Source organism: Nocardiopsis dassonvillei (assembly GCF_964273065.1).
In the GTDB taxonomy this organism is placed as follows: Bacteria; Actinomycetota; Actinomycetes; order Streptosporangiales; family Streptosporangiaceae; genus Nocardiopsis; species Nocardiopsis dassonvillei_B.
The window spans coordinates 972,975-985,265 of the sequence record NZ_OZ186815.1; the positions used below are offsets into that span (position 1 = coordinate 972,975).

Sequence of the window (12,291 nt, forward strand, 5' to 3'; positions counted from 1 at the left end):
GGGCGGGCCACCGCCCGGGAGGCCGGTGGGAGCACCGGCGGGGCCCGGCACGGAGCCCGCCGGGGCACCGGCCCGGCACCGCCGGGACACGGACGCGTCCGGGACGGAACCGGTCGGCGGACCCGCGGGGGCACCCGCGAAGGACGGAGCCGGGCTCACCGCAGCACCGCCTCGGCGTAGCCGGGGTCCTCGCGGACCAGGTCGGTGTGGGTGCCCAGCGCGCGGACCCGGCCCTGCTCGAGCACCACCACCCGGTCGGCGCGGGCCAGCAGCGCCGGGCTGGCGGCCACCACCAGGGTGGCCCCCGCCGGGGTGCGGTCCGCGCGCGCCCGGGTCAGGCCGCGGGCGATCGCCTCCTCGGTGACGGCGTCCACCGCGGTGGTGGGGTCGTGCAGCACCAGCACCGGCGGGTCCGCGGCCAGGGCGCGCGCCAGGGCGGCGCGCTGGCGCTGACCGCCGGACAGGTTCGCGGCCCGGTCGGCGATGGGCCGGTCCAGGCCCTGGGCATGCCCGGTGACCAGGTCCTCGGCACCGGCGGCGCGCAGTGCCTCGCGCAGGTGCGCCTCGCCGTGGTCGGTGCCGGTGGCCAGGTTGGTGCGCAGCGTGCCCTCGAACAGCACGGCCCCGTGCTCCTCCACCAGGACGGCGGCGCGCAGCGCGGCCAGGTCGAGTTCGTGGACGGGCACCCCGCCCACGGTGGCGGTGCCCTGTTCCACCTCCTCGGGGGCGGCCCGGCCCGACAGCAGCTCCAGCAGCGCCTCGGCGTCGCGGGGGTCGGTGGCCAGCACGCCCACGGTCTCACCGGGGGACAGCGTCAGGTCGACGCCGCGCAGGGTGCGGTAGGCGACCCCGGTCAGCTCCACCACGGGCTCGGCCCGCACCGGCAGCCCGCCGGGGGTGACGGCGGCCGGGGCGGTCAGCAGCCGCACCAGGCGGCGGGCCGAGGCGCGCGAGGTCGCGAAGATCTGGCCGACCATGCCCAGCCCCTGGACGGGTTCGGACAGGAACTGGGCCAGGCCCACCACGGTGATGAGCTCGCCGATGCTCAACCGGCCCCGGAGTGCCATCCACCCGGCGACGGCGGCCACGCATGCCAGGAACAGCACGCCCGCGGCCGACACCATGCCGCGGTACACGCCGTTGCTGGCCGCCGCCGACACCGACGCCCTCAGGGCGTCGCCGCTGGCGTCGCGGTAGCGGTCGGCCGCGGCCCGGCGGGCGCCCATGCCCATGAGCACGCGCAGCCCCCCGACCAGGTCGGTGGCCAGCGCGGTGGCCCCGGCGGCGGTGGCCTGCTTGGCCTCGCTGCGCCGGGTGATGCGCGCGGCGGGGACACGCAGCAGGAGCATCATCAGCGGCACCCCGACCAGGACCCCGATCCCCAGGGGGACGTCGATGGCCAGCAGGGCGACGGTGGTGGCGGCGATCGCGGTGCCCATGGCGATGAGCCCGATCCAGGCGCGGACGTACATGGAGGCCTGCTCGGCGTCGGAGGTGGCCACCGACAGCAGCTCCCCGGCGCGCAGCCCGCTGCGCTCCCCGCGCGGGTCCAGCGCACGGCGGGCGGCCTCCACCCGCAGCAGGTGGGCCTCGTTCTCGGCGGCGCGGACGGTGAACCGGGCTCCGGTGCGGTAGGCGAGCGCCAGCACCGTGAACAGGACGGCCATGCCCAGCACGCACAGCGCCAGGGCGCCCACGTCGCCGGTGACCACGGCCCGGTCGATGGTGACGCCGATGGCGACGGGGACCAGGGCCTCGGAGAGCTGGTGCAGGGAGTGCAGGACGGTGGCGCAGGCGACGTCGCGGCGGTTGCGGCGCAGGGTGCGCCGCCCCAGGCCGCGCACGTCGAGGGGTGCGGGGGCGCTCACGCGGCCGTCCGGCCCGGGCCGGGGCGCACGCCCGCCCTTGAACATGTGGTCATCCGATCGTCCCATTCCCTGTCGTCGTGCCGCGAACAGGCTAGCCAGGCGGGTGCACCACCGCGAACGCGCCCCCGGCCCGGGCCGCCGGGACGAACGGCCGCCCACCCGAAGTGACTCCCCTCACGTCGGCACCGCCTTCCACACCGAGGACGACCCGCCGCTGGGGCATCTCCGCCCGCGGACACCCCGGCGCACCCTTCGACCCGGTTTGCACCCGCACCCGGAGTCCACCACTATGGTTCTGCTTAGGCAAGCCTAAGCTGACCCGGACCTTCCCGAGAATGAGGCTCCATGAACCGTGGCCCGCTGACCCGCGGCGGCGCGATCGCCGCCGGCGCGCTCTCCGTTCTGATGCTCGCCGCCTGCGGCGGCCAGGCCACCGACGGCTCCTCCGCCCCCTCCGGCGGGACCGCCGAGGGCTACCCCGTGACCGTCGAGACCCTCTTCGGCGACGTGACCGTCGAGGACCGCCCCGAGAACGTCGTGGCCACGGGCTGGTCCGACGCCGAGACCGCGCTCGCCCTGGGCGTGCAGCCCGTCGGCGTCGCCGACTGGCAGGGCTACGGCTCCCCCGGCGTCGGCCCCTGGGCCGCCGACCTGTTCGACTCCGAGCCCGCCCAGCTGGCCACCCTGGAGCCGAACCTGGAGGAGATCGCCACCCTGGAGCCCGACGTCATCCTCGACACCCGCTCCGACAACTCCCAGGAGCGCCACGACCTGCTCTCCCCCCTCGCCCCGGTGGTCGGCCCGCCGCCCGGCGTGGAGGTCACCTACGGCACCACCTGGCAGGAGCAGACCCGCCAGGTCGCCGCGGTCCTCGGCGAGGGCGAGCGCGGCGAGGAGCTCATCGCCGAGCTCGAGGAGGAGTTCGCGACCCTGCGCGCGGAGAACCCCGGATTCGCCGACCTCACCATCGCCGTGGGCGCCTACTTCGACGGCCGGTACGGGGCCTACGTGCCCGGCGACAGCCGCGCCGACCTGCTCCAGGACCTGGGCTTCCAGTACAAGTCCGAGATCACCGACATGGCCGACGGCGCCTTCTACGTCGACCTCAGCCCGGAGCTGGTGGAGGTCCTGGACGCCGACCTGACCGTCGTCTTCCCGATCGGCGACACCGCCGAGGCCCTGCACGAGGACCCGGTCCTGCAGGGCATCGGCTCCGCCCAGGACGGCCACCTCATCATCATGGACGACCCGGAGCTGGCCAACGCCTTCTCCAGCGGCTCCACCCTGGGCGTCTCCTACGCCCTGGACGGCATCGTCCCCCTCATCCACGAGGCGCTCGGCCAGGAGTAGCCGGCCCGCCCCGGGACCCCGGAGCACCGGCTCCGGGGCCCGGCCCGGGCGGTCCGTCCACAGGGAGCGCCGGACCGGCGGTACGCTCCATCCGGCCCGGCGGCCGCCGGCGTCAGCCACCGGCCCCGCCCGCACGGCGGCCGCACCGTCACACGCCCGGCCTGGGGCGGGATCCGCGGTGCCGCCCCCGGTCGAACGGACCACGGCCCGCCGTCGCGGTACCGGGCCAGGGCCCGCACCCGCACCGGCTGCACCGGTGCGTCCTGCCCCACCGCCCTCCGGTCCCCGACCGGCCGCGCCCCCCGCTCCACCGCCCCGCCCGGGCACCGGCCGGTCCCGGGCGGGCCCCGGCGCGACCTTCCTCAGCCGGCCCCGGGCCGGTGCGCCGCCAGCCGGACCAGCAGCTCGTCCACCAGGGCCGCCTCGCCGGGGGTGAGCACCCCCCCGGCCCCGCCCCGGGACAGCAGCACCCGCAGGGCGTTGGCGTGCGCGGACATCCCGGTGTCCGCGCCCTCCCGCACCGCCTCGGGGCCGGTGACCACGGCGGCCAGCACGGCCTCGCGCACCGCCTCCGACAGCCGCGGGTCGTCCCCGCCCCGCTCGATGAGGCGCAGGACCACCCCGGTGCAGGCGCTGTGGATCATCTCCGCGGCGGTCTCGGCGTCGACCGCCAGCCGCCCGGCCTCGGCGACCCGGCCGACCAGCCCCAGCAGGATCTCCCGGGCCCGGGCCGCCGCCCCCCCGCCGTCGCGGGCAACGCCGGGGGCGTACATCAGCACGTAGTGGGCGGGGTTGTCCACCCCGAACCGCACGTGCAGGTCCCACCCGGCGCGCAGGTCCCCGACCGGGTCCCCGGAGGGCTCCTGGGCCCTCTTGCCCGCCAGGTAGCGCTCGAACCCGTCGGCGGCCACGGCGTCGAGCAGCCCCGCCATGTCCCCGAAGATCCGGTAGAGGGCGGGCGGCTGCACCCCTGCGGCGGCGCTCACCGAACGCGTGGTGACCGCCTCGCGCCCCTGGCGGGTGAGGATGTCCGCGGCGGCGTCGATGACGCGCCGCCGGGTGTCCTGCCTGTCTCCCATGCACCCCACGTTATCAGCGGTAACAGATCCGCGTTATCCCGTCCCCGCCGCGCCGGGCCGGGCTCCCCCCACCCGGACACCCCACCCGGGCCGGCCCCGACCCGGCGGGCACCGCGACCACGGGCACCGAAACCCCAGGTAGTAACCTCAGGGCGGTCCATTCGCCCCACGAAACAGGGACATCCGTGCGCGACATCGTCATCTTCTCCGGCAGCGCCCACCCCGAGATCGCCCGGGAGATCTGCCACGACCTCGGCAAGCCGCTCTCCCCCACCCGCGTCTCCCGGTTCGCCAACGACTGCCTGGAGATCCAGCTCCAGGACAACTGCCGTGAACGCGACGTGTTCATCATCCAGCCGCTGGTCCCCCCGGTCCAGGAGAACCTGGTGGAACTGCTGCTGATGCTCGACGCCGCCCGCGGGGCCTCCGCCGCCCGCACCACCGTGGTCATGCCGCACTTCGCCTACGCCCGCTCCGACAAGAAGGACGCTCCCCGCATCTCCATCGGCGCCCGCCTGGTCGCCGACCTCCTCTCCACCGCCGGAGCCGACCGCGTCCTCACCATGACGATGCACTCCCCCCAGGTCCACGGGTTCTTCAGCGTCCCCGTCGACCACCTGCACGCCCTGGGCGAGCTCGCCGCCCACTTCCGCGGCGACGACCTGTCCGACACCGTCGTCGTCTCCCCCGACTTCGGCAACGCCAAGGCCGCCTCCGCGTTCGCCCGCCGCCTGGGCACCCCGGTCGCCGCGGGCGCCAAACAGCGCTTCAGCGACGACAAGGTCAGCATCACCTCCGTCATCGGCGACGTCACCGGACGCGACGTCATCATCCTCGACGACGAGGTCGCCAAGGGCAGCACCGTCGTGGAACTCATCGAGCGGCTGCGCGAACGCCGGGTCCGCTCCATCCGGGTCGCCTGCACCCACGGCCTGTTCACCGACGGCGCCCTGGACCGGCTCACCGCCATGGACGACGTCACCGAGATCGTGTGCACCAACACCGTGCCCCTGGCCCCGGAGAAGGCCACCCCCAAACTGAGCGTGCTGTCGATCGCCCCCGCCCTGGCCGAGGCCATCCGCCGCATCCACAACGGCGAGTCCGTCAGCGCCCTGTTCGACACCCCCTGACCCCTCCGCACCGGTACGGCCCCGCCCGCGCGACCGCCGGGCGGCGGCCCCCGCCCCCGCGCGAACACGGTGTGCACGGGCCGCCGGCCCCCGAACGTGGAGAACCCGCCGGAGCGGTGGGAGAATACGCCCATGAGAAGCCACCGCCCCGTACCTGCGGACACTCCCCAGGACACCCCCCGTGTCACCCCGCCCAAGGACGCCGCCGCCGGCCTGCCCGCGGTCCTCAACAGCGTCCGCCAGGTCGGAGAGAACGCCGGGGTACGGCGCGGTCTGCCCGCCATGCTCGCCGTCAACCAGAAGCGCGGCTTCGACTGCCCCGGCTGCGCCTGGCCCGAGGGCGACCGGCGCCACCGCGCCGAGTTCTGCGAGAACGGCGCCAAGGCCGTCGCCGAGGAGGCCACCTCCCGCCCCCTCACCCCGGCCTTCTTCGCCGAGCACCCCGTCAGCGAACTGGCACAGCGCTCCGGCTACTGGCTCGGGCAGCAAGGCCGCCTGACCCACCCCCTCCACCTCGCCGAGGGCGCCGACCACTACACCCCCATCACCTGGGACGACGCCCTGGAGCTCATCGCCGACGAGCTGCGCACCCTGGACACCCCCGACCAGGCCGTCTTCTACACCTCCGGGCGCACGAGCAACGAGGCCGCCTTCGCCTACCAGCTGCTGGCCCGCCAACTGGGCACCAACAACCTGCCCGACTGCTCCAACATGTGCCACGAGTCCTCGGGGGCGGCCCTCACCGAGACCCTGGGCGTGGGCAAGGGCAGCGTCTCCCTGGACGACCTCCACCGGGCCGACCTCATCATCGTGGCGGGACAGAACCCGGGCACCAACCACCCCCGCATGCTCACCGCCCTGGAACGCGCCAAGAAGAACGGCGCCCGCATCGTCACGGTCAACCCCCTGCCCGAGGCCGGGATGCGCGAGTTCCGCAACCCCCAGCACCCCGGCGGGCTGCTGGGCCGCGGCACCCCCCTCACCGACGTGTTCGCCCAGATCCGACTGGGCGGAGACCTCGCCCTCTTCTCCGCGGTCAACCGCATCCTCCTGGAGGCCGACCGCGACGGCGCCCCCGTCCTGGACCGCGACTTCATCGACGCCCACACCCACGGCTTCGACCTGTTCGCCAAGGAGCTCCTGGACGAACCCGCCGACGCCTTCTGGACCCGGGTGGAACGCGACACCGGCCTGGAACGGCCCCTCATCGAGGAGATCGCCGCCCTGGTCGCCGCCTCCGAGCGCACCGTCGTGTGCTGGGCCATGGGCCTCACCCAGCACAAGCACTCCGTGCCCACCATCCGCGAGGTCGTCAACCTCCTGCTGCTGCGCGGCAACGTCGGCCGCCCCGGCGCCGGAGTGTGCCCGGTGCGCGGCCACTCCAACGTCCAGGGCGACCGCACCATGGGCATCCTCGAACGCCCGGCCCCCGCCTTCCTCGACGCCCTGGCCGCAGAGTTCGGCTTCACCCCGCCCCGCGGGCACGGCCACGACACCGTCAACGCCATCCGCTCCATGGCCCGCGGCGACGTCCGCGTCTTCTTCGCCATGGGCGGCAACTTCGTCGCGGCCACCCCCGACACCCACGTCACCGAGGACGCCATGCGCCGGGTGCGCCTGACGGTCCACGTGTCCACCAAGCTCAACCGCTCCCACGTGGTCACCGGCACCCGCGCCCTCATCCTGCCCGCCCTGGCCCGCAGCGACCGCGACCTGCACGGGGAGCGGCCCCGGTGGGTCACCGTCGAGGACTCCATGAGCCGCGTCCACGCCTCCCACGGCGTACTGGAGCCCCTCTCCCAGGAGATGCGCTCGGAGGTCGACATCGTCCGGGGACTGGGCGCCCGCCTCTTCGGACAGACCCCGGTGGCCTGGGACGGCTTCGCCGACTACGACCGCATCCGCGACCACATCGCCGCCGTCATCCCCGGCTTCGACGACTTCAACGCCAGGGCCCGCCGACGCGACGGGTTCACCCTGCCCCACGCCCCCCGCGACCACCGCCGCTTCCCCACCGCCACCGGCAGGGCCAACTTCACCGTCAACGGCACCCACGCGCCCCGGGCCCCCGAGGGCCGCCTGCTGCTCCAGACCCTGCGCTCCCACGACCAGTACAACACCACCGTCTACGGCCTGGACGACCGCTACCGCGGCATCACCGACGGGCGCCGCGTGGTCCTGGTCAACCCCGAGGACGCCGCCGGGCTCGGCCTGGCCGACGGCTCCTACACCGACCTGGTGAGCGAGTGGCCCGACGGCCGCGAACGCCGCGCGCCGCACTTCCGCGTCGTCCACTACCCGACCGCCCGCGGCTGCGCCGCCTCCTACTTCCCCGAGACCAACGTCCTGGTACCCCTGGACTCCACCGCCGACATCAGCAACACCCCCACCTCCAAATCGGTGGTGGTCCGCTTCGAACCCGACACCGGCCTGTGACCCGCCGCGGCGGCCCCGCCCCGGGGCCGCCGCCCGACACGAGAGCACCGATGCTGCCCGCCGCACCCGCGCCCATCACCTCCTGGTCCTGGGAGGCCTCCTCCGACACCGACGGCCTCACCCTCGCCGACGCCTGCACCCGGCTGCACACCGCCGCCGACGTCCTGGCCGACGAGGGCCTGTGCACCCCGCACACCCTGCGGGTGTCCTGGCTGCGCCCCGGCGAGGGCTACTCGGGGTTCGCCTCCGTCATGGACCTCGACCCGGCCGCCGGATCCACCGCCGACGCCCTGGCCGACCGGGTGCCCGTGGGCCGCCCGTCCGGGCTGCCCGACGCCGAACCCCAGGCCCTGACCCTGGCCGGACCGGGCACCTGGATCGACGCCGGGGGCGGGGAACGGCGCGCCCACGGCCTGGTGGACGCCTCGGTGTACCTGGCCCCGTGGTTCCTGGAGGTCACCGTGGGGGTGCGCCACGACATCTGGCTGCGCAACGGCTTCTCCGGGTCCCCCCACCCGCAGGTGTACCGCCGCAACGCCCCGCGGCTGGCCCGCGCCCTGGAGGGCATCGAGAAGGCCCTGGACCTGGAGACCGTCCCCGGCGAGCCCACCCCGCACGGCGTCCCCGACAAGTACGGGATCAACTGACCCGGCCCCGCGGGCGCACCATGGACCGTGCGGCGCGCAGGCGCGCCTGCGTCCTCCGCTCCCGGGCCGACGGCGCGGCCGATCCGCCATACTCGGGGCGAAGCCCGGGGAACCCCCGGCCGCACGGAAGGAGTCTCGCCGATGCGGGACGTGGTGCTCTACCGGCTGCTGTCGCTCGACGGGGTGGCCGAGGAACCGGGCGACCGGTTCTCCGACCCCGGACAGGAGGTCATCGACAACCCCGGCCGGGTCATCGCCGGACAGGACACGGTCCTGATGGGCCGCGGCACGCACGACCACTGGGTCGACCACTGGCCCACCTCCGACTTCGAACCGTTCGCGACGTTCGTGAACCGGACGGACAAGGTCGTGTCCAGCTCGGAGACCCCCGAGCGGCGGTGGGAGCACTCTGACCTTCGTGTCCGCCCCGGCGGCCGACCACGTCACCCGGCTCGAACAGCAGGAGGGCGGCGACATCGGCATCCACGGGAGCATCCGGCTGGCCCGCTCGCTCTGGCGGGCGGGACTCGTCGACGTCCTGGAACCGGTCATCGCACCGACGGTCGCCGGGCGCGACCGGCGACCGTTCGAGGACGGCTCGCCCTCCGGGCGCCTGGCACTGGCCGACCTCTCCCGGTCGGCGGCGGGGACCCTGTTCCTCACCTACCGACGCGCGTAGCGGCCCCGGCACTGCAACGGCCCCACCGCAAGGAACGGCGGAACCGTCCCGCACCGACCGCCCGGGAGATCCGGCGGCCGGAACACCGTACTCCTCCGGCCCTGACGGCCTCCGGGCGGCGCATCGCACCCTGATCGCCCCTTTCCCCATCCGGCCGGGACCCGAGCGGACACGGGGACAGAGCGGAAACCGCCCCCGTCCGGTACGGCGCCCCCGGCGAGCACCGCGCACACCGACCCGAGGATCCATGACCCCCCACCCCGACACCGCCGTCCTCAGCCGCACCCCGCTGTCGGGCGGCACCTACAACACCGTCCACCTGCTCACCCACACCGACGGCACCGAGACCGTCCTCAAGACCGAGCCCCCGGCCGGACAGCCGCGCATGACCTACGAGCACCGCCTGCTGCACACCGAGGCCCGCGTCTGGGAGCTGGCCCGGCCCGTCCTGGGCCCGCTCGTCCCCGAGCCCCTGCACCTGGGACCCGTGCCCGACCGGCCCGGGCAGCACCGGCTGCTCCTGACCCGGCTGCCGGGGGTGCCCCTGGAGGGCGTGCGCGGCGACCTGGTGCCGGGCGGACCGGCCGCGGTCCGCCGCGCCCTGGGCGGTGCGGTCGCCGCCCTGCACACCCTCACCGGCACCGCCTTCGGCTACCCGGACCGCCCCGAGCTGACCGCGGCCACCTGGCCCGACGCCTTCGCCGCCATGGTCGACGCACTGCTGGCCGACGCCGAGCGCACGGGGGTCGCCCTCCCCCGGCCGCCCGACCTCGTCCGACGCGTGGTCGAGGACCACCGCGACCTGTTGGGGGCGGTGCGCAGCCCGGCCCTGGTCCACTTCGACCTGTGGGACGGCAACATCCTCGTGGACGGCGCCCCGACACGCCCGTCCTGGGCGGGATCATCGACGCCGAGCGCGCCTTCTGGGGCGACCCCGTCGCCGACCTGGCCTCCCTCGCCCTGTTCGGCGACATCCGGGAGGACACCCCGTTCCTGGACGGGTACCGCGGGGCGGGCGGGGAACTGGAGTTCACCCCGGACCTGCTGCGCCGCCTGGCCCTGTACCGGACGTACCTGTACCTGATCATGTACGTCGAGCCCGCCACCCGGGGCGTCCCGGCCGACCGCGCCGAGCGCCTGCGCGCCTTCCTGCGCCCGCACCTGGAGACCGGACTCGCCGCCCTCACCGACCGACCGCCCCGGCGAGCCCCGGACACCGCCTCCGACACGGCCCGCGGGCCCGCCCCGGGCGGCCGTTCCGGGTACGCGTACTCAGGCGCACCGCCGCCGCGGACACCAGGCTGGGAGCACCCGCAAGAAGGAGACTCCGATGAAACGCTTCCTGGCCCCCGCCGTGGACAACCTCCCCTCACGGATCTATCTGGTCGCGGCGGGCCTCTTCCTGAGCTGGGCCGCCTACATCCACCTGGGCCCCGGATACCCCGAGAACTCCATGCCCGAGATCGGCCTGACCCTGTACCTGCTCCCCGGCAGCGCGGTCTCCATGACGGCGTTCTCCCTGATCCCCGAGAGCCTTCCGGCCCACGGCGGCTACGAGGTGCTGTGGTTCCTGCTCGTCCTGGGGGCACTGCTCAACGCCCTGCTCATCGGCGCCGCCGTGCGCCTGCTGCGGCATATGCGGCGCCGTCGCACCGCCGAGAACTGAGACCGCGCCGCCGGCGGCGGAACCCCGCCCGCGGCGGCGGTCAACGGGCGGTCAGCGGCGGGACCCGGCCTCGGCCCCGGGGGCCGGGTCGGCTCCGGCCGCGGCGGCCGGGCGCTCGACCGCGAACACCGCCAGGCCGCCGACCAGGCCGACCAGCGCGAAGATGTAGAACCCCCACGGGTAGGCCAGCCCGGCGGTGAGCAGCACTCCGCCGATGATCGGGCCGGTGATCGCGCCCAGCCGCCCCACGCCCGCCGACCAGCCCAGGGCCGTCGCCCGGTTGGCCGGCGGGAACATGCGGCCGATGTAGGCGTAGACCAGCACCTGCGAGCTGAACACGAAGCACCCGGCCAGGAACACCGCCACGTACGCGCCCGCCCCGGGGAGCTTGATGCTCAGCGCCGCCAGCATCAGCGCCGACACCCCGAACCACGCCAGCGCCGCCCGGCGCGGGCCGACCCGGTCGGCCACCGACCCGGCGACCAGCAGGCCCACGACCGCACCGGCGTTCAGCGCCAGCAGCAGGCCCAGCGCCGCGTCCAGCTCGTACCCGGCCTCGCGCATGATCTGCGGCAGCCACGTGTTCAACCCGTAGACCAGCAGCAGGCCGGTGAAGGACGCCAGCCAGAACGCCAGGGTGGAGCGGACGAACCCGCCCTGGAACAGCGACTTGACGGACGCCACGCCCGCTCCCACGCCGCCGCTGCCGCCACCCGCGGGGGCGGAGACGCCGAACGAGCGCGACTCGGGCAGGTAACGGATCATCAGCGGCACCAGCACCAGGGCGGGCAGCGCGCCGATGACGTACATGGCCCGCCAGCCCAGGGAGGGCAGCACGACGATGCCGAGCAGGGCGGTGAGCACGGCGCCCACGTGGTAGCCGGTCATCAGGGTGGTGGTGGCGCTGCCGCCCCTGCCGTTGCGGGCGTACTCGGTGGCCAGCGCGATCGCGGTGGGCAGACAGCCGCCCAGGCCGACACCGGCGAGGAAGCGCAGCAGGCCGAACACGAACAGCGTGGGGGCCACGGCGCACAGCGCGGTGAAGAGGGAGAAGCTCGCGACCGCGAAGATCAGCACCTTGCGGCGGCCGACGACGTCGGTGACGGTGCCGATGCACAGCGCGCCGACGGCCATACCGGCCAGGCCCGCGGTCGACACGGCCGAGCCGCTGTTGGGGGTGATGCCCCACTGCCCCTCGTCGAGCAGGGTGGGCAGCGTGGTGCCGAGCACCACCATGTCGAAGCCGTCGAGCATGACGGCGATCCAGCACAGGGGCATGAGCCACCCGGTGTGGCGGGCGGTCTGGGGCACGGTGCGCCTCCTCCGGTGTTCCTTGCGCGCGGGGGGAACCCGACTGCGGACGTGTGTCGCGGGTGTGACGCAGGACAGGCCACCGCGTGAAGCACGACACGGAGAGACATAGTGGCACTGTTTCA

General features: G+C 74.9%; 10 protein-coding genes. 7 read left to right on the plus strand and 3 right to left on the minus strand.

Features of this window, described 5'->3' with window-relative positions; translation table 11 throughout:
• Positions 1-155: 155 nt before the first annotated feature.
• Positions 156-1,913, minus strand: coding sequence for an ABC transporter ATP-binding protein (locus ACSUPR_RS04630; protein ID WP_436891869.1), 1,758 nt, complete (start codon positions 1,911-1,913; stop codon positions 156-158).
• Positions 1,914-2,213: 300 nt separating this feature from the next.
• Here ACSUPR_RS04630 and ACSUPR_RS04635 point away from each other — a divergent pair, with 300 nt between their 5' ends.
• Positions 2,214-3,218: an ABC transporter substrate-binding protein gene (locus ACSUPR_RS04635; RefSeq protein ID WP_436889671.1), complete on the plus strand. Its 1,005-nt coding sequence runs from the start codon at positions 2,214-2,216 to the stop codon at positions 3,216-3,218.
• 362 nt (positions 3,219-3,580) lie between these two features.
• On the opposite strand, the gene ACSUPR_RS04640 is transcribed toward ACSUPR_RS04635, so the two are convergent.
• A complete protein-coding gene (locus ACSUPR_RS04640; protein ID WP_436889672.1) occupies positions 3,581-4,297 on the minus strand; it encodes a TetR/AcrR family transcriptional regulator in 717 nt (238 codons plus the stop codon).
• A gap of 185 nt (positions 4,298-4,482) precedes the next feature.
• On the opposite strand from ACSUPR_RS04640, the gene ACSUPR_RS04645 reads away from it, so the two are divergent.
• The 6 genes from ACSUPR_RS04645 (at position 4,483) to ACSUPR_RS04670 (ending at position 10,855) form a co-directional block, all read left to right on the plus strand.
• Positions 4,483-5,427, plus strand: coding sequence for a ribose-phosphate diphosphokinase (locus ACSUPR_RS04645; RefSeq protein WP_436889673.1), 945 nt, complete (start codon positions 4,483-4,485; stop codon positions 5,425-5,427).
• Positions 5,428-5,559: 132 nt separating this feature from the next.
• Positions 5,560-7,863: an FdhF/YdeP family oxidoreductase gene (locus tag ACSUPR_RS04650; RefSeq protein WP_436889674.1), complete on the plus strand. Its 2,304-nt coding sequence runs from the start codon at positions 5,560-5,562 to the stop codon at positions 7,861-7,863.
• Positions 7,864-7,913: 50 nt separating this feature from the next.
• Positions 7,914-8,510, plus strand: a complete 597-nt coding sequence (locus ACSUPR_RS04655) for a hypothetical protein (RefSeq protein WP_436889675.1) — start codon at positions 7,914-7,916, stop codon at positions 8,508-8,510.
• Between the two features lie 418 nt (positions 8,511-8,928).
• Positions 8,929-9,189 (plus strand): dihydrofolate reductase family protein, encoded by a 261-nt coding sequence (locus tag ACSUPR_RS04660; RefSeq protein WP_436889676.1) that lies wholly within the window; start codon positions 8,929-8,931, stop codon positions 9,187-9,189.
• Between the two features lie 247 nt (positions 9,190-9,436).
• Positions 9,437-10,273: a phosphotransferase family protein gene (locus tag ACSUPR_RS04665; RefSeq protein ID WP_436889677.1), complete on the plus strand. Its 837-nt coding sequence runs from the start codon at positions 9,437-9,439 to the stop codon at positions 10,271-10,273.
• Between the two features lie 246 nt (positions 10,274-10,519).
• Positions 10,520-10,855: an SCO4225 family membrane protein gene (locus ACSUPR_RS04670; RefSeq protein ID WP_436889678.1), complete on the plus strand. Its 336-nt coding sequence runs from the start codon at positions 10,520-10,522 to the stop codon at positions 10,853-10,855.
• Between the two features lie 51 nt (positions 10,856-10,906).
• On the opposite strand, the gene ACSUPR_RS04675 is transcribed toward ACSUPR_RS04670, so the two are convergent.
• On the minus strand, positions 10,907-12,166 hold the full coding sequence (locus ACSUPR_RS04675) for an MFS transporter (protein WP_436889679.1): 1,260 nt from the start codon (positions 12,164-12,166) through the stop codon (positions 10,907-10,909).
• Between the last annotated feature and the right edge of the window lie 125 nt (positions 12,167-12,291).

Coding starts and splice junctions, on each gene's coding strand:
- ACSUPR_RS04670 (WP_436889678.1), top strand. CDS start 10,520: ATGAAACGCTTCCTGGCCCCCGCCGTGGACAACCTCCCCTCACGGATC.
- ACSUPR_RS04665 (WP_436889677.1), top strand. CDS start 9,437: ATGACCCCCCACCCCGACACCGCCGTCCTCAGCCGCACCCCGCTGTCG.
- ACSUPR_RS04635 (WP_436889671.1), top strand. CDS start 2,214: ATGAACCGTGGCCCGCTGACCCGCGGCGGCGCGATCGCCGCCGGCGCG.
- ACSUPR_RS04650 (WP_436889674.1), top strand. CDS start 5,560: ATGAGAAGCCACCGCCCCGTACCTGCGGACACTCCCCAGGACACCCCC.
- ACSUPR_RS04640 (WP_436889672.1), bottom strand. CDS start 4,297: ATGGGAGACAGGCAGGACACCCGGCGGCGCGTCATCGACGCCGCCGCG.
- ACSUPR_RS04630 (WP_436891869.1), bottom strand. CDS start 1,913: ATGTTCAAGGGCGGGCGTGCGCCCCGGCCCGGGCCGGACGGCCGCGTG.
- ACSUPR_RS04655 (WP_436889675.1), top strand. CDS start 7,914: ATGCTGCCCGCCGCACCCGCGCCCATCACCTCCTGGTCCTGGGAGGCC.